Below are 17,111 nucleotides of genomic sequence, written 5' to 3' on the forward strand. Positions count from 1 at the left end.
GAAAGGCGCGACAGCCCTTGCTTTCGCGCCTTTTGTCCATGAAATTCAGGACATTCTGGGAGGAACCATGTCCGAGCAACGCATTGCGGCAGATTTCATCGCCGAGCATAATTCCGGTTTTGAAGACGCCCTGAAAAGCGATTATCAGGCGCTTGGCGAACAGCTTTTGCGCCGTGGCATCGAGATCGACAGGATCACCGAAAAGGTGGCGGCTTATTTCGTCGCCGTGCCTTCATGGGGCACCGGCACGGGCGGCACACGGTTCGGGCGCTTTCCGGGCAGGGGCGAACCGCGTGGCATTTTCGACAAGCTCGACGATTGCGCGGTCATCAACGAGCTATGCCGTGCAACGCCGAATGTTTCCCTGCATATTCCATGGGACAAGGCTGATCCGAAGAAGCTCAAAGCCCATGCGCAGGCGCTTGGTCTCGGCTTCGACGCCATGAATTCCAATACGTTTGCCGATGCGGCGGACCAGAAGCTTTCCTATAAATTCGGGTCGTTGACCCATGTCGACCCGGCAGTGCGGGCGCAGGCCGTCGAGCACAATATCGAGTGCATCGAAATCGGAAAAGCCATAGGTTCCAAGGCCTTGACCGTCTGGCTCAGTGACGGTTCAAACTTTCCGGGCCAGCAGAATTTCACGCGCGCCTTCGAGCGTTATCTGGCTTCGATGGGGGAAATCTATAAGGCCTTGCCAGACGACTGGCGGCTGTTCTCCGAGCACAAGATGTATGAACCGGCCTTCTATTCGACGGTGGTTCAGGACTGGGGCACCAATTATCTCATCGCCTCGACGCTTGGGCCGAAGGCGCAATGTCTGGTCGACCTTGGCCATCATGCCCCCAACACCAATATCGAAATGATCGTGGCGCGGCTGATCCAGTTCGGAAAGCTCGGCGGATTCCATTTCAACGACAGCAAATATGGTGACGACGACCTCGACGCCGGCTCCATCGATCCCTATCGATTGTTCCTTGTTTTCAATGAGTTGGTGGATGCCGACTACCGCGGTGTGGCGGATTTCCATCCCGCCCACATGATCGACCAGTCGCATAATGTCACCGATCCGCTGGAAAGCCTCATCTCATCCGCAAATGAAATCCGCCGCGCCTATGCGCAGGCGCTGCTGGTGGACCGCGAGGCACTGGAAATCTACCAGCGGGAAAACGATGCGCTGATGGCTTCCGATACGCTGAAACGGGCCTACCGGACAGACGTCGAACCGATCCTTGCGGAAGCGCGCCGCCGCACCGGCGGGGCCATCGAACCCATTGCCGCATACAGGGCGAGCGGCTACCGCGACAAGGTTGCCAGGGAGCGCCCGGAGAGCAAAAGCGATGGCGGGGCATTCAACTGAAACCCCGTCTGCCACAAAATAGCCACAGAAAGAACGGGCGTTCGCCGCATTTGAGAAGCGTTTTATGACGTTTTTTGTTCGAAAAATCGCGTTTAATGACGGTTAACGCGATTTTCTGAACGTCAGATTGAAGCGAAACGGACCCAGTTTTTCATGCTCGCCGCGCTTCAAGGCAAGTATGCCGTGATAGAAGAGGCGCGACGGTCCGCCCCACACAACCACGTCGCCATGATGCAGGATATATTTCGCGATTGGGTCGGTTCGTTTCAACCCGCCGAACTGGAAAGTCGCGGGCAGGCCGAGCGACACCGAAACAATCGGCTGGTTGAAATCCTGTTCATCCTTGTCCTGATGCAATGAAAGTTTCGCACCCGGCTCATACCGGTTGATGAGGCAGGCATCCGGCACGAAATCGGAATAACCGGCTTCTCCGGCGGCAGTCCGGGCAAGCGTGCGAAACGCTTCCGGTATGGCAGGCCAGGGCAGGCCGGTTTCCGGATCGTCGGTGCTGTAACGATACCCACTCCGGTCCGTAACCCAGCCGAAATTCCCGCAATTCGTCATCGCAACCGACATGCGATAACCGCCGGGCGTCGTCATATGCCGGAAGGGCGCGGCAGCAGCAACATCCGCTACCGCTTTCAGAACGGCATCCTCGCGGGAAAGCGCAAAGCCGCGCAGAAGCACGGCTCCGGGCGCAAGAACTTCTCGCGGTTCCATCTGGTCGAAAAGGTCTCTCATGGGAACTTTCTAGCACAAGAACAGACGACAGCCTCCCGAAACCTGCTTTCAAACTGAAACAACTGCCGGAGCCGTGGAAAGGGGCCGAATCAGAGCGCATGACCGCACTTTCCGGTGCGTTCGCCCCTGCCGGACCGCAGCTTTTTGCCGGTCAGCAGCCTTTAGGAGAGACTGGCCAAGTCTAAAATCCAATTTTGCTTATATATGTATAGACAACATATAAAAAAGATGGTCCTATGTCGGTGAGACCACAAAAAATTGCTAAACATTAGTGCCGGAACGAGTAGAAGTTCGGCAACAATATTGTTTTGCCAAAGGTCCGCAGGGGAACATGATGCAGGTTTTATCGCTTTTCGACCTCAGCGGGCGTAAAGCGCTGGTTACCGGTGCGAGCCGGGGACTGGGACAGGCCATTGCCGAAGCGCTTGCCTCGGCTGGTGCCGATGTCGCTGTTACAGCGCGCAAGTCCGGCGATCTTTCCGAAACGGCATCCCGTATCGCCGCTCATGGGCGCGCCTCGGCAAGTCTTTCGCTCGATGTGCGTGATGTCGCCGCCTGCGCCTCCGCCGTCGCACGGGCAGCGGAAACGCTCGGCGGTCTCGATATCCTCGTCAACAATGCAGGTTATGAAGAAATCCGCCCGTCGCTCGATGTGGACGAAGCGCTCTGGGAGCGTATCGTTTCGACCAATCTCAAGGGCGCGTTCTTCTGCGCGCAGGCCGCTGCCCGCCAGATGACGGAGAACGGCAAGGGCGGTTCGATCATCAATCTCTGCTCGCTGACCTCCTATGTCGGCGTGCCGACCGCCGTGCCTTACGGCTCCTCCAAATCCGGCCTCATGGGCATGACCCACGCGCTTGCGAGCGAATGGGCGCCTTCCGGCATTCGCGTCAACGGCATCGCACCGGGTTATTTCCGTACCGCCATGACCGATGTGTTTTACGAGAATGACGAGTGGCAGAAGGCGATGCTGGCCAAAATTCCGCAGGGGCGTTTCGGCGCGATGGAAGATGTCGCGGGCGCCGTGGTGTTTCTGGCAAGCGCCGCATCGTCCTATGTCACCGGGCAGGTGATACCGATTGACGGAGGCTACCTCGCTTCGATCTGATTTTCCTGAAGTGGAATATCAGCAAGTCGCGAAACAGGACTGCAATAACATCATAAAGCATCTTCCGGTGCTTTGACTGAAATGGGAAACTGCGATGAATACAACCGACACCGGACCTGGCCGTAAAATCTCAAACGGACCGGCTGCCGTATCGGTCAACAATGTCAGCATGATCTATAACGGCTTCCACGCCGTGCGTGCGGCATCTTTCGATCTCGCCAAGGGCCGCTTTCTAACCATTCTGGGGCCGTCCGGCTCCGGCAAGACGACGCTCCTGCGGCTCATCGCCGGTTTCCAGAAACCGAGCATCGGCGAAATCTTCATCAATGGTGAAGCCGTCAGCGCCGTGCCGCCGCACAAGCGCTCCATCGGCATGGTTTTCCAGAAGCTCGCGCTTTTTCCGCATATGACGGCGGCTGAAAACGTCGCCTTTCCGCTGAAAATGCGCCGTTTCGATGCGCGCTCCATCCCCGAGCGGGTAGAACGCTATCTCGACCTCGTTCGCCTCAACGGCCTCGGCGAGCGGCGTGTGCATGAACTTTCCGGCGGCCAGCAGCAGCGCGTCGCCATCGCGCGCGCCCTCGTTTTCGAGCCGGACCTGCTTCTGCTCGATGAACCTCTGGCAGCGCTCGACCGCAAGCTGCGCGAGGAAATGCAGCTTGAATTCCGTCGTATCCAGCGGGAACTCGGCGTCACGACGATCAACGTCACCCACGACCAGCGCGAGGCGCTCGTCGTATCCGACGAGATTATCGTCATGGATGGCGGCGAAATCCAGCAGATGGCTGAGCCGTCCGAAACCTATCGCAACCCGTCCAATGCCTTTGTGGCGAACTTCATCGGCGTCACCAATTTCATTTCCGGCAAGGCATCTTCAGTCGACGGCAATCTGGTGCGGGTCGATGCGGGAACGGCTCTGGCAGGCACGGCAGGCGAGGGGCGTGGAGGCGTTGCCCCCGGCGCGAATGTCTCCTGCGCAATCCGCGCCGAACAAATCCGCATTGGCGGCAGCGCCGCAGCGCATGGAGCACTCGATACAGTGCTCGAAGGCATCGTAACCGATGCGATCTTTGAAGGCGAACGCATCGTCTACGAATTGCGGGTTCCTGCCCTGGGAGACGCGCTGATGCGTGTCTTCGACCACGATCCCATCGGCCACAGCCAGTTTGCGGAAGGTGAGACCGTGCATCTTGGCTGGAACGCCCGCGATCTCATCGTCTTTGCCGCATGAGTGAAACATTACGGGGAAACTCCACAGGAGAAACAAAATGAACAATCTGAAGAAGCCTTTTCTGATCCTCGACCGCCGTCGCTTCCTGCAAAGCGCGGGCGCTCTTGCCGCCGCAGCCGGCACGACGTCGCTCGGCCTTTCGCGCGCCTTTGCCGAAGAACCGGCCAAGCCGAAGGAACTGATCGTGCGGGCCTGGGGCGGCAGCTGGGTGGATGCGCTGAAAGCTGGCGTGTCCGATCCGTTTACTGCCAAGACCGGCATTGCCGTCCGCCACGACCTGACCGAAGACAACGAAATCCAGCCGAAGCTCTGGGCTGCGGTCGCGCAGAAGCGTGTTCCGCCGATCCACGTCAACTGGGATACGACCACCAATGCGACCAAATCGGCATTGCGCGGCGTGACGGAAGACCTTTCGGACCTGTCGAACCTCAAGAACACCACCGATCTTGCCAAGCCGGTTGGTCTCGATGGCTATCCGATAGTCAACACATATGGCTATGTCTATGTGCTGGCCTATCGTCCGGAAGCCTTCCCGGATGGCCCGCCGAAGTCGTGGCACGCCCTGCTCGATCCGAAGTTCAAGGGCCGCATCGCGCTTTATAACGATGGCATCGGCTTCCACTTCCCGGCGCAGGTTGCCGGTGGCGGCAAGCTGGAAGACATTCCCGGCAATATGCAGCCCGCATGGGATTTCATCGCCAAGGTGAAGCAGCAGCAGCCGCTTCTCGGTGAGGACCCGGATTTCACCACCTGGTTCCAGAAGGGCGAAATCGATCTGGCCTGCACCATTTCCACCAATGCACGCGAAGCCCAGAAGAACGGCGTCAAGATCGACTGGACCGTCCCGGAAGAGGGCGCGAAGTTCGACACGGACGGTCTGTGGATTCCAAAGGGCCTGCCGGAAAACGAGCTTTACTGGGCCAAGGAATATATCAACTTCGCGCTCACCAAGGATGCGCAGCAGGTCTGGCTCGATGGACTTGGCCTGCCGGGCGTCGTGCCGGGCCTGACCCCGCCCGCCGATCTTGTGAACGATCCGGCCTATCCGACCAAGGACGAGGATTTCAAACACCTCATCCGCATTTCGGCAAAGGTGCAGGTGGAAAACGAGAGCGAGTGGTTCTCGAAGTTCAAGGCCATCATGCAGGGCTGATACCCCCTTATTGCAGGAGCTGCCTTCAGGGGCGGCTCCCCATTCAGATATTCAGGAATTGAGACATGCGAGCGGCACGCACTGCCTATCCGGTTGTCTGGCGCATCATGGATGCGCTGGAAGCAATCGCAGCCTTTCTGTGGCCTGCGCGGTTCAATCGCGCAGTACCTTATCTGATGCTGCTTCCGGCGATTGTCCTGGTCGGACTGCTGGTGCTGGGCCTGATCCAGATCGCGGATACCAGCCTGCGCACGCTCGACACTTCGACATTCCTGATGTCGGATTATTACACGCTCGCCAACTACAAGCGCGCGCTGACGGAAAGCCTCTTTGCAACCGTGGCATGGCGCAGCCTGTTCGGCTCGCTCGTCGTGACCGTGTTCACGCTCGTTCTGGCCTTTCCTTACGCCTATCTCATGGTGCGCACGCCATCGGCTGCCTTGCGCAAATTCCTGCTGATCGCGCTGTTCCTGCCGTTCTTCATCGGGCAGGTGGTGCGCGCCTATGGCTGGCTCATCATTCTCGGCAATCAGGGGATGGTCAACGAGGCGCTTGGCCTTGTCGGCATCGCGCCGATGCGGCTCCTCTATAACTATCCGGCGGTTCTGTTCGGTCTCATCCAGTATATGCTGCCATTCGCCGTACTGATGCTCGCACCGGCATTGACTGCAATTCCGGAAGAAATGGAAGCGGCTGCAAGCTCGCTCGGCGCGAACTGGCTGCGGACCTTCGCCCATGTCGTGCTGCCCATGGCGCGTCCGGGCCTGATCGGCGCGGGACTGGTGGTGATGACGCTTTCGCTTACCGACTTCGCCGTACCAGCTATTCTGGGCGGCGGATCGCAGGATTTCATCGCCAATGCGATCTATGACCAGTTCTTCCGCACGTCCGATCAGGGACTGGGCGCGACGCTGGCACTGCTTCTGGTCGGCGTCGGCTCCATCCTCGTCGGGATCGTATTCACGTTGTTCGGGGCAGGCACGCTTGCCATGGGGAGGGCGCGCAAATGACCTCGCCGCTGTCGAAATCCATCGTCATATGGTCATTCGTTATCGCCGTTCTGGTGCTGCTTTCCGCACCGACCATCGTGGTGCTTGGCGCGTCGTTCACATCGGGCAACATGATCACCTTTCCGCCGGAAGGATTTTCGCTGAAATGGTATCAGAAGATCGCCGGAACGAGCGACCTCTGGGATGCATTCCTGCGCTCGCTCTACGTCTCCTTCATCTGCACTATCGTCGCCATTCCGGTCGGAACGCTCGCTGGTATAGCTCTGGCGAAATATGCCGTGCGGTTTGAAAAGACGATCCAGATTTACCTGCTGCTGCCCTTTACCATTCCGCTGATCGGCTCCGGTATCGGCCTTATGCTGATCTTCGGTCAGGCGGGCATACTGGGCCAGCTCTGGCCGGTAGGGATTGCAGCCTGCGTCATCAATCTGCCCTTCATGATCTGGGCCGTCACGGCAAGTGCCGCCAATCTCGATGCCGATCTGGAACTTGCCGCCGCCAATTGCGGGGCAGGGCCGATCTCGACCTTCTTCTTCGTCACCCTGCCGGTCGTGGTGCCGGGCGTCATTAGCGGCTCGCTTTTGATGTTCATTCTGGCGCTGAACGAATTTCTGGTGAGCCTGCTTCTGGTCGATGCCCGCATCGTCACCCTGCCGGTGCAGATCTACAATTCGATCCGGTCCATCATCACGCCGGACCTTGCGGCCATCTCCGTCGTCTTCATCGCCTGTGCCGCCGCCGCCATATTCCTGCTCGACCAGCTGGTCGGGCTCGACATCTTCCTCAAATCGAAATGACCGGTTGCGCCTCCACAGCAACCGGCAAGGAGCCGATCATGTCCGATGTTTCTTTTCACGAACTGGCAAAACTGGACGATGCAGCTCGCGCCGAACTGCTCAAGCGTTCGGAAACCGACCTCTCCGGTTTTATCGAGAAGGTGAAGCCGATCATCGAAGCCGTTCGCACGGAAGGCGATGCGGCACTCGTCCGCTTTGCGCGCGATCTCGACAAGGCCGAGGTCGACCCGGCCAACATCAAGGCGACGGAAGCCGAATTCGATGCCGCCTTCGACAAGGTGGAAAAGGACGTGATCGAGGCCATCCAGTTCGGCATCGACAATATCCGCCATTTCCATGAGGAACAGAAGCCAGAGGCCATGTGGCTGAAGGAAATGCGTCCCGGCGCCTTTGCGGGCGATCGTTTCACGCCGATCCGCTCCGTCGCGCTCTATATTCCGCGCGGCAAGGGGGCGTTTCCGTCCGTCACCATGATGACCGCGGTTCCGGCTGTCGTTGCAGGCGTGCCTGATCTTGCCATCGTCACTCCGCCAACGCCGGATGGTTCAGTCGATGCTGCCACGCTCGTCGCAGCACGGCTTGCCGGTGTGGAAACCGTCTACAAGGTCGGCGGCGCGCAAGCTGTCGCTGCCGTCGCCTACGGCACGGAAACGGTGAAACCGGCGCTCAAGATCGTCGGCCCCGGCAGCCCGTGGGTGGTTGCGGCCAAGCGCCTGCTTGGCGGCGTGATCGATCCAGGCCTGCCTGCCGGACCTTCCGAAGCCGTCATTTTCGCCGACGATACGGTGAAGGGCGGGCTTGCGGCGCTCGACCTTTTGATCGAGGCCGAACATGGTCCGGATTCATCGGCATGGCTCGTCACGCACAGCCGCCGCGTAGCGGAGGAAGCGCTGGCCGCATTGCCGGACCATTGGGCGCGCATGACCGAGCAGCGCGTCGGCTTCTCCAGGACCGTGCTTACCGGCAAATATGGCGGCATCGTCCTGACGTCATCCGTGGAAGAGAGCTACAGGTTCATCAACGACTATGCGCCGGAACATCTGGAGCTTCTTTCGACCGATCCGTTCGCGCATCTCGGCCACATCACCGAAGCAGCCGAAATCCTGATGGGACCCCACACGCCGGTCGTTATCGGCAATTTCGGCCTCGGCCCGAACGCCGTGCTGCCGACCAGCCGCTGGGCGCGCACCTATGGCCCGCTCTCTGTAACGGATTTCGTCAAACGTTCGTCCATCGGCTATGTGACGGCATCCGCCTATCCGGAATTTGCAAAACACGCCCGCACGCTGGCGCGTTATGAAGGCTTCTCCTCGCACGAGAACGCCGTGTCGGAAATCCGCAAGGATTACCTCTAAGGCCGGGAGGGCTGCGATGAAGGCTGTCCGGCTTTATGCGGCAAAGGATTTGCGGGTCGAGACCATCGACCCGCCGGCGCATCCCGCGCCGGGCTGGGTCCGGCTCAAGGTGACGGCTGCGGGCATATGCGGCTCGGACCTGCACAATTTCATGACCGGACAGTGGATTAGCCGTTCCCCTTCGGTCGCGGGCCATGAATTTGCAGCCATCGTGACCGCGACTGGCGATGGCGTGACCGGCTTCAAACCGGGTGATACGGTGATCGCGGACTCCCGTTACTGGTGCGGCGAATGCCCGTCCTGCAAAAGCGGCAGGCACAATGTCTGCGAAACGCTGGGCTTCATCGGTGAAGTCTGCGATGGCGGCTTTGCCGAGGAGACAGCACTTCCCGCCCGTCTGCTCGTTCATTACGACCCGGCCATCAATCCGGTGGTCGCCGCCATGGGCGAGCCGCTGTCGGTGGCGCTGCACGCCATCCGCAGGCAGCGTGTGCCGTCGGGCGAGGCCGTTCTCGTTGTCGGCTGTGGGCCGATCGGCGGGCTTGCAGCGCTGCTGCTCTCCCGCCTGCATGACGGTCCGGTGCTGGTCTGCGACCGCAATGACCAACGCGCCAATCTCGTTTCAAGCGTTACCGGCGCGACCGCAGTGCCTCTCGACAAGGCGGCGATTGAAGCCGCAATCAATGGCCAGCCGATCCGCCATGCGATCGACGCCACCGGCAATATCAATGTCCTCAAGGCAACACTCGACGTGCTTTCCAGCGGCGGCTCGCTGGCACTGGTCGGCATATCCCATGGCAGGATAGAACTCGATCCCAACATTCTGGTCGAGCGGGAAACAAGCCTGATCGGCTGCCACGCCTATCAGGACGAACTGCATGAAATCGCTAGGCTTCTGCCCGATCTTGAGGCGCAGCTCTTACAGCTTGTCGACCGGGAAATATCGCTCGATGAAGTGCCACGCGCCTATGCCCGGCTGATAGCCGGTGAGGCCAACGGCTTGAAAACGATCATACGCCCGGTGATGTAACGGCGCTGCTACAGGCCTGAAACAGCTACATAATCAAGCCCGCGCCATAGCTATCACATTTATCTGATCCGGTGTTTTTCGCCGGGTGTGTTGACATCTGCCGATTCTCGTAACATTTATAGTTACATGAAAAGAGATAGCAAACTATCGGGCGTCCTGCACGTCCTTCTTCACATGGCGGAACATAGAGGGCCGGTCACATCGGAGGTCCTTGCCAAGGCCATGACCACCAATCCGGTCGTCGTCAGGCGCGTGATGGGCGGTCTGCGCGAGCAGGGCTATGTCCGCTCGGAAAAGGGACACGGCGGCGGCTGGGAAATCGCCTGCGATCTCGACAAGGTGACGCTGCGCGACATTTACGAAGCCATTGGGGAACCGACACTTCTGGCCATGGGAAACCGCGCCGAAAAGCCTGAATGCCTGGTGGAACAGGCGGTTAACGCTTCGCTCGGCAAGGCATTCAGCGACGCTGAAAACCTTCTTCTGGAGCGTTTTGGCGAGGTCACGCTCGCCATGCTGAGCGCGGATTTTCATCAACGCGCGCTGGAACGCGGCGTAAAGTTCGATCTGGAGAGCAGTCATGCGTCATGATGCGATCATTATCGGCGGCAGCTTCGCCGGCCTGTCTGCGGCAACCTATCTGGCGCGCGGCAGGGGAACTGTCCGCGTGATCGACGCCGGAAAACCGCGCAACCGTTTTGCCGAACATTCGCACGGTTTCCTTGCGCAGGACGGCAGCAACCCGCTTACCATGCTGGAAACCGCGAAAGCGCAGGTCGAAGCCTATCCGACCGTGACCTTCACACGAGGCAAGGCCATTTTCGGCAGCGGCGAAATCGACAATTTCAGGATCGAACTCGATAGTGGCGAGATCGTCGAGGGGCGGCGGCTGATCCTTGCCTTCGGCATATCGGACGAACTGCCGGATATTCCCGGCCTCGCGGAGCGATGGGGCAATACCGTCATTCATTGTCCCTATTGCCACGGCTACGAATTCAGCGACCGGCAGCTTGGCGTTCTCAATCTGTCACCCATGTCGGTGCATCAGGCCATGCTGATTTCCGAATGGGGACCGACAACCTTCTTCATCGACAAGGGAATGGAGCCAGATGCCGAGGCATTCGCAGAACTGCAACGGCGCGGCGTGAAGATTGAACGCAGCCCCGTCCGCGCGCTCTGCGGGCAGGGGAAAGAACTTTCGCAGGTCGAGCTTGACGACGGGCGACTGGTGCCCGCCGATGCGCTTTACATCGGCCCCCGTAATCGCCTGAACAGCGAAATTGCCGGCATATTCGGCTGCGCGATGGATGAACTGCCGCTCGGCAGAACGATACGGACGGACGGGCTGAAGACGACGACGGTGCCGGGCATTTTTGCGGCAGGCGACATTACGCGCGGTGCGCACAGCGTTGCGTGGTCGGTTGCCGACGGGGTGACGGCGGGAACCGCGGCGCATCGATCCCTGGTGTTCTAGAGCATTTCCAGCAAAAGCGCGAAGCGTCTACGCGGTGGATAATGCGACAAGACAAATACCTAGAGCGGTTCCGACGATTCCGTTTTAACCGGAACCGCTCCAGGCTCCCAATTTGTTGCATTCCGGCTACATTGACGCTCCCGTCTGCAGCCGTCATATATCAGCCTCTTGCTTATGGGCTCCAGTCCTGCAAATTCAGCGTTCGTGGTCCATCCCGCTACGGGATTCCTGGACCGGATCGGGGAATCCATGAATACCGGGTCAGTCAGTTCAAGACCGCTTGCAGGCATTGCCCTCGCTTGCGGCGGCTACGCTTGCTTTGCCCTTCAGGACGCAATGGTGAAATGGCTCGTCGCGACCTATCAGGTGCCGCAGATCTTGTTCATGCGCAGCCTGGTGATCGTGCTCATCACGGGCGTGCTGATCCGCTATCACCGCCATCCGTCGATTTTCAAAAGCCCTTATCGCAACACCATCGTGCTCCGCGCGGGCCTGATGCTCGGCGCGTGGTTGCTGTTCTACAATGCGGCTCGCCATCTCGAGCTTGCAGAACTGACCACGCTCTATTTCTCCGCGCCGATCATGGTCATGTTCCTGTCGATCCTCGTGCTGAAAGAGAAGATCGGGCCGGGGCGGTGGATCGCCTGCGCCATCGGTTTCATCGGCGTGACCGTGGCTGCGAACCCGACCCATTCGCCCAATCTCATTCCCGCCGCCATGTGCATCGTTGCGGGCTTCTGCTGGGCATGGAGCACGATCCTGATCCGGCTTGTCAGCCGCAGCGAAACCACGATGACGCAGATGTATGCGACCAGCCTGTTGTTCGGTCTGGCCTGCGCGCTTTCCTTTCCATGGACCTGGCAGGAGCCCGACCTTTCCGGCTGGGTGCTGATGATCTGTCTCGGGCTGGTTTCGACGCTCGGCCAGTTCCTTCTTTACGAAGGGTTTCGCCACGCACCGGCCTCCGCGCTGGCGCCGGTGGAATATAGCGGTCTGATCTGGGCCTTTATCTATGGCTATCTGATCTGGGCGGAAGTTCCGGCAACAAATGTCTTCGCCGGTGCATTCCTGATCGTGCTGGCGAGCCTGCTGCTCATCGCATGGGAACAGCGTCAGGCGAATTTGCGCAAGCGCCGCGCTCCCTGTTGAGAGCCCGGCTGCCAAATTCGCTCCGTGCGGCTGCATCACTCCTGAAGAAAGGTCAAACCGCGTGCGCGGCCTGACCGACAGGCAAGGGGAACAGCTTGTCATATGCGATATTGAACACAAACGCATAGACCAGATAGAAGACGACAATCGCTATATCCATCACAAGCGCGGCCAACAGCGAAATTCCAAGATACCAGGCGATGAACGGGATCAGGAGCACGATCAGCCCGCCCTCGAAGAGGATCGCGTGCAGCACCCGGACAATCATGCTCTTGCTGACGCTGCCGGTGAAGCGCAGCATCGCCTTGTCGAAGCCCAGATTGAACAGAAAATTCCACACGGTCGCGGTGGTAGCCGAAACAATGCCGATGACGCCCATCTCTGCCGCAGGCTTGTCCAGAATGAAGGCCGAACCGGGTATGAAGATCGCCAGACCGATGATTTCAAACATCATTGCATGGCGGACACGGTCCATAAAACTGCGCATTTCCTTTAATCCCTGTTGTTAACGGGCGTGCTTCTATCTTATTCTGACGATAAGAAAAGTTAGATATTATCTGGATTTCAGATAGATGAGCATTGAACTGGAGCAACTCGAAGCCTTTGTGGCCTCCGCGGACCACGGCTCGTTCTCGGCTGCCGCGCGGCACCTGCGCAAGGCGCAATCCGCCATCAGCACGCTGGTTTCCTCGCTGGAAGACGATCTCGACGTCAAACTGTTCAGCCGTGCTTCCCGCAATCCGATACTGACGGAGGCCGGAGCGCGGCTGTTGCCGGAAGCGCGCCTGCTGCTTGCCCGGCGGGAACACCTGATTTCAGTCGCCAGAAATTTCGGCGATCACGTTGAAACCCGCCTCGTCGTCGCGATAGACGAGCTTTATCCTGAGCCCGCCATCGCCACTCTGTTTGCCGCTTTCGCGCAGGAATTTCCGCATGTCGAACTGGAACTGAAATTCCCGCCCTCGACCGCGATAAGCGGGCTTGTGCTGGACGGAAAGGCCGACCTTGGGGTCATGTGGCGCGCCGAACAGATGCCGGATGAACTTGGCTTCCATACAATCGGCTGGGTGCCTCTGGTGCTGGTCTGCGGACGCACGCACCCGCTGGCGCAAACAGCGGTCAGTTGGGAAGATCTGCGTTCGTTTCGCCAGATCATGGCGCGAAAGCACAGCGATACGGCTGAAAGCCAGCGCCTGCGGGTCGGCGCTGATGTGTGGTGGGTGGAAAGCCACTGGGTCATCCTGCAAATCCTCACAAGAGGGATCGGCTGGGCGTTCATTCCCGAACATATACTGCAGGATTCGCCGCTGGCGCCGGAACTCGTCATTCCCCGGTTACAGTTCGACGAGGGCGCACATCCGGTCGCCTTGGAACTGATCTGGAACAAGCGGCGGCGACAGGGGCCCGCCGCCCAATGGCTGCAGCAACGTTTTGCAAAGAGCCGTTTTTGAGTTTCGACAATGAAGTGCCAAGGGCAGGGATCATCCCTGCCCAAGCGCGATAGACTGCAATGGAGCATGCCTCATTTGGTTTTGAGGGACAGCCAGCGGGTTGCGTGCACGTTCGTCAGATTGTCGCTATAACCTTCGACCCGTTCCGATACGAGCGCTTGCGACAAGGGATAGAGCAGGGGAATGACCGGTACTTCTTTCAACAGGATGCGCTCGGCCTTGGCAAGCGTTTCCGCCCGCGCCTTGGCGTCGGTCATGGTTTCCGACCGGGTGATGAGGGCATCGTAATCCTTGTTCGACCAGTCGGACATATTGAAGTAATTGCCGGTGGTGAACAGGCTCAGGAAGGAATAGGGATCGTTGTAATCGCCAATCCACGCCTGATAGGCAAAATCATACATGCCCTTTTCGTGCAAATAGTTGAAATAGGTCGTGCTTTCGACTTCATCCTGCGACGCCTCTATGCCGATATTCTTGAGCATGTCGGCAATGGCGATCATCGAGTTCTTGTTATTGATCGAGGTGGCATAACGCAGCTTGACTGAAAGGCTGCCCGGCTTGACGCCTGCCTCCGCCAGCAATTGTCTCGCCCTGTCTTCGCGATCGAGAATATCCTGGTCCTTATATTCCAGACGTGGCGCATCCTCGACATAGTTTTGGGTGCCGGGAGGCACCATCGAATAGCCGGGCACCATCATTCCGCGCCTGATTTCACTGGCCAGAAAATTGCGATCGATTGCCATCGAGATGGCCTGACGCACCCGTGGATCGCGCAACTTGCCATCGGGTTCGCCTTTGACGCTGACAAAATAGATGCCGAAATAGGGGGCGACGCGCAGATTCTTTCCCAGATTTGCCTTGATATAGTCCATCTGCTCGGCAGCAACCGTGCCACAAATCTGTATCTCGCCGGATTCAAACCGGCGCATGCACGAGGCAGGCTCCTCAAACGGGACCCAGTTCACCACGTCGATCCTGACGCTTCCGGCATCCCAGAAATACGGGTTCTTTTTCATGACGATCTGGGCATTCGGCGTGAAGCTCACCAATGTGTATGCACCGTTCGACACCATGTTTCCTGCCATGGTGAACTTGTCGCCGTATTTCTCGACCGCTTTCCGGTTGAGCGGCAAGGCCGTTTGATGGGCCAGTATGGGAAGGAAATAAGGGGTGGGGGAGGCCAGTGTGATTTTCAGCGTATGATCGTCCAGCGAATGGACGCCGAGCTGATCGACCGGCAGTTTGCCCGTATTGATTTCCCGCGCATTTTTGATCGGATAGAGGATGCTGGCGTAACCAGCACCGGTTTTCGGGTCCATGATGCGGCGCAACGAATACTCGAAATCTCCAGCCGTGACGGGATCGCCATTCGACCATTTCGCGTTCTCCCGCAGGCGGAACGTATAGGTCAGTCCATCGGACGAAATATCCCAGGACTGCGCAACGCCGGGTATCAGCTCTCCCTTGCCGTCTTCCGTGACGAGCCCTTCGTAAAGATCACGCAGCAGGGCGCCTTCCTGCGCCGTTGTTGTCCGATGCTGATCCAGCGATGACGGATCGCTGCCGCTGTCGCGGTTAAGCACGATTTCAGCCGATGCGGCACCAGCCAAGGAAAGCCAGCAAGCGCTTGCAAGAACGAAACGTAGATACATGAAACCCTCCCAATGACAAAGCGGCCCCAAGGGCCGCGAGAATAAGTAACTGTATCCGTTCAGTGTCAGGCTTACTATTTTAAGTAATTACCCCCGCTTTATTGCCACTTCCTCTCCAATAACGTGCAACTAATTGTGCGATACAATTAATGTAATACAACTTGCGATTAGAGAAAAATATTCCTTTCATCTATCATTCTCACGGATCGTAAGACGAAGCAAATCTTTGACAATAACTTTTTAAATATTTGTGAGGGGAAATGAGATTTACTTTATTATCGATGAGTTCCATTGCGACTCTGAGCAGCCTTTCCGTGGCATATGGTGCGGACAACATAGTCGCACCCGAGCCGGACGCAGCACAATATGTCAGGGTCTGCGATGCCTATGGCGCTGGGTATTTCTACATACCCGGCACCGAAACCTGCCTGCGGGTGCATGGCTATGTCCGCTATCTCATGCAGGGCGGCGATGATGTCTATGGCCGCGGCTTTACCGACAAGGACGGTGCGCCATATCTGCAACGCTCCACCAAGCGCGACACCTGGGATATTTCCACACGCTTCACGCTTCGCGCCAGCACAGCATCCGAGACGGAGTTAGGTACGCTCAAAACCTATGCGGAAACCCGTTTCGAATGGAGCAATGGCGCGGATTCCAGCTCCACCGGGTCGTTGCGCGTTGCATATGTGGATTTGGGCGGGCTGCGTGTCGGTCTTGATTATTCGGTCTTCACATCTTTCGTCGGCTATCTTGGCGACGTCTTCAACGACGATGTTATCCCGGCTGGCGGCGCACGCACCGCCGCGATCAGCTATACCTATACCGGCAAAGATGGCTGGTCGGCTGTCCTTGCGCTCGAACAGGGTAACAATAAGGACACCGATCATGATTACGGCTACGACGGCACCATAAGCGATTACGCCCCGCATGTCGTTGGCGGCGTGAAATACTCCAAGGACTGGGGCGCCATCATCGCAGTCGCTGCCTATGATGCCCGGAACGAAGAATGGGCGGGCAAGCTGCGCGGCAATCTCAACATTACCGACAAGCTGTCCCTTTGGGCCATGGGAGCCTACAAGTCCAACAAGGACAGCTATATGGACGTCAAGGGCGAGGACGGACAGGTCGCGGGGCAGGTTCGCGCGATCAACAGTTTCTACGGCCAATGGGGTGGCGACTGGGCGGTCTGGGGCGGCGGCGCCTACAAGATGTCCAACAAGAGCGTATTCAATGCCGAGCTTTCCTATGACGGCGTGAATACATTCTACACCACCGCAAATGTCGCTTACGAAATGGTTCCGGGCTTCACCGTCACGCCGGAGATTTCTTATGTGCGGTGGCGCGACAAGAAGTCGGTCCTCAACGGGACAGACGCCTGGCAAGGCTTGATCATGCTGCAGCGGACATTCTGATGATAGAGGAAGCGCCTGAAAAGGCGCTTCTTTCTTTGCGGGAACAGGCCTGAGGGTCCGCGCATTGTTTTAGCAAGTTAGGGATGCGACGTTTTTAGCAAGATAGAAATGCGACAGGTGCTGACGTTCAGCCCCCATTCCGAGAGGCTGGTCAGGGTTGCAAGCGAGGAATGGGGGCGGGTGAA

The 17,111-nt window shown here is 58.4% G+C and carries 16 protein-coding genes; 13 read left to right on the forward strand and 3 right to left on the reverse strand.

What is annotated here, in order from left to right; all coding sequences use genetic code 11:
- Positions 1-67: 67 nt before the first annotated feature.
- Positions 68-1,360 carry an L-rhamnose catabolism isomerase gene (gene rhaI / locus ACS5UA_RS20100; protein WP_021586046.1) on the forward strand — a complete coding sequence of 431 codons (1,293 nt, stop codon included), beginning with the start codon at positions 68-70 and terminating at the stop codon, positions 1,358-1,360.
- A 102-nt stretch (positions 1,361-1,462) separates the two neighbouring features.
- Here the strand turns inward: rhaI and alkB are convergent, their stop codons facing one another.
- On the reverse strand, positions 1,463-2,101 hold the full coding sequence (gene alkB, locus ACS5UA_RS20105) for a DNA oxidative demethylase AlkB (protein ID WP_075041437.1): 639 nt from the start codon (positions 2,099-2,101) through the stop codon (positions 1,463-1,465).
- A gap of 334 nt (positions 2,102-2,435) precedes the next feature.
- Here alkB and ACS5UA_RS20110 point away from each other — a divergent pair, with 334 nt between their 5' ends.
- From ACS5UA_RS20110 to ACS5UA_RS20155, 10 genes are all read left to right on the forward strand, one after another.
- Positions 2,436-3,209, forward strand: coding sequence for an SDR family NAD(P)-dependent oxidoreductase (locus ACS5UA_RS20110; protein WP_021586044.1), 774 nt, complete (start codon positions 2,436-2,438; stop codon positions 3,207-3,209).
- Between the two features lie 94 nt (positions 3,210-3,303).
- Entirely contained in the window at positions 3,304-4,440 is a 1,137-nt protein-coding gene (locus ACS5UA_RS20115; RefSeq protein WP_021586043.1) for an ABC transporter ATP-binding protein, read from the forward strand.
- Positions 4,441-4,477: 37 nt separating this feature from the next.
- The gene (locus tag ACS5UA_RS20120; protein ID WP_021586042.1) at positions 4,478-5,593 is read left to right on the forward strand and encodes an ABC transporter substrate-binding protein; all 1,116 of its coding nucleotides are present in this window, start codon (positions 4,478-4,480) and stop codon (positions 5,591-5,593) included.
- 65 nt (positions 5,594-5,658) lie between these two features.
- The gene (locus ACS5UA_RS20125; RefSeq protein WP_021586041.1) at positions 5,659-6,603 is read left to right on the forward strand and encodes an ABC transporter permease; all 945 of its coding nucleotides are present in this window, start codon (positions 5,659-5,661) and stop codon (positions 6,601-6,603) included.
- On the forward strand, positions 6,600-7,400 hold the full coding sequence (locus tag ACS5UA_RS20130) for an ABC transporter permease (protein ID WP_021586040.1): 801 nt from the start codon (positions 6,600-6,602) through the stop codon (positions 7,398-7,400). Before ACS5UA_RS20125 ends, ACS5UA_RS20130 begins: the two co-directional genes overlap by 4 nt.
- Before the next feature lie 38 nt (positions 7,401-7,438).
- Entirely contained in the window at positions 7,439-8,755 is a 1,317-nt protein-coding gene (gene hisD, locus ACS5UA_RS20135; protein WP_031346404.1) for a histidinol dehydrogenase, read from the forward strand.
- A gap of 16 nt (positions 8,756-8,771) precedes the next feature.
- The gene (locus ACS5UA_RS20140; protein ID WP_075041436.1) at positions 8,772-9,785 is read left to right on the forward strand and encodes a zinc-dependent alcohol dehydrogenase; all 1,014 of its coding nucleotides are present in this window, start codon (positions 8,772-8,774) and stop codon (positions 9,783-9,785) included.
- Positions 9,786-9,911: 126 nt separating this feature from the next.
- Positions 9,912-10,376 carry an Rrf2 family transcriptional regulator gene (locus ACS5UA_RS20145; protein ID WP_075041435.1) on the forward strand — a complete coding sequence of 155 codons (465 nt, stop codon included), beginning with the start codon at positions 9,912-9,914 and terminating at the stop codon, positions 10,374-10,376.
- Positions 10,366-11,259, forward strand: coding sequence for an NAD(P)/FAD-dependent oxidoreductase (locus ACS5UA_RS20150; protein WP_443101730.1), 894 nt, complete (start codon positions 10,366-10,368; stop codon positions 11,257-11,259). Before ACS5UA_RS20145 ends, ACS5UA_RS20150 begins: the two co-directional genes overlap by 11 nt.
- 249 nt (positions 11,260-11,508) lie before the next feature.
- On the forward strand, positions 11,509-12,408 hold the full coding sequence (locus ACS5UA_RS20155) for a DMT family transporter (protein WP_006471021.1): 900 nt from the start codon (positions 11,509-11,511) through the stop codon (positions 12,406-12,408).
- Between the two features lie 52 nt (positions 12,409-12,460).
- Here the strand turns inward: ACS5UA_RS20155 and ACS5UA_RS20160 are convergent, their stop codons facing one another.
- A complete protein-coding gene (locus ACS5UA_RS20160; RefSeq protein WP_075041432.1) occupies positions 12,461-12,895 on the reverse strand; it encodes a PACE efflux transporter in 435 nt (144 codons plus the stop codon).
- Positions 12,896-12,980: 85 nt separating this feature from the next.
- Here ACS5UA_RS20160 and ACS5UA_RS20165 point away from each other — a divergent pair, with 85 nt between their 5' ends.
- Positions 12,981-13,859, forward strand: a complete 879-nt coding sequence (locus ACS5UA_RS20165; protein ID WP_075041431.1) for a LysR family transcriptional regulator — start codon at positions 12,981-12,983, stop codon at positions 13,857-13,859.
- A gap of 71 nt (positions 13,860-13,930) precedes the next feature.
- Here ACS5UA_RS20165 and ACS5UA_RS20170 read toward each other — a convergent pair whose 3' ends face one another.
- Positions 13,931-15,511 (reverse strand): peptide ABC transporter substrate-binding protein, encoded by a 1,581-nt coding sequence (locus ACS5UA_RS20170; RefSeq protein WP_075041430.1) that lies wholly within the window; start codon positions 15,509-15,511, stop codon positions 13,931-13,933.
- Positions 15,512-15,771: 260 nt separating this feature from the next.
- Between ACS5UA_RS20170 and ACS5UA_RS20175 the strand changes: the two genes are divergently transcribed.
- Entirely contained in the window at positions 15,772-16,926 is a 1,155-nt protein-coding gene (locus ACS5UA_RS20175; protein ID WP_241083963.1) for a porin, read from the forward strand.
- The last annotated feature ends 185 nt before the right edge of the window (positions 16,927-17,111 follow it).

Source organism: Brucella sp. RRSP16 (assembly GCF_052246815.1).
In the GTDB taxonomy this organism is placed as follows: domain Bacteria; phylum Pseudomonadota; class Alphaproteobacteria; order Rhizobiales; family Rhizobiaceae; genus Brucella; species Brucella intermedia.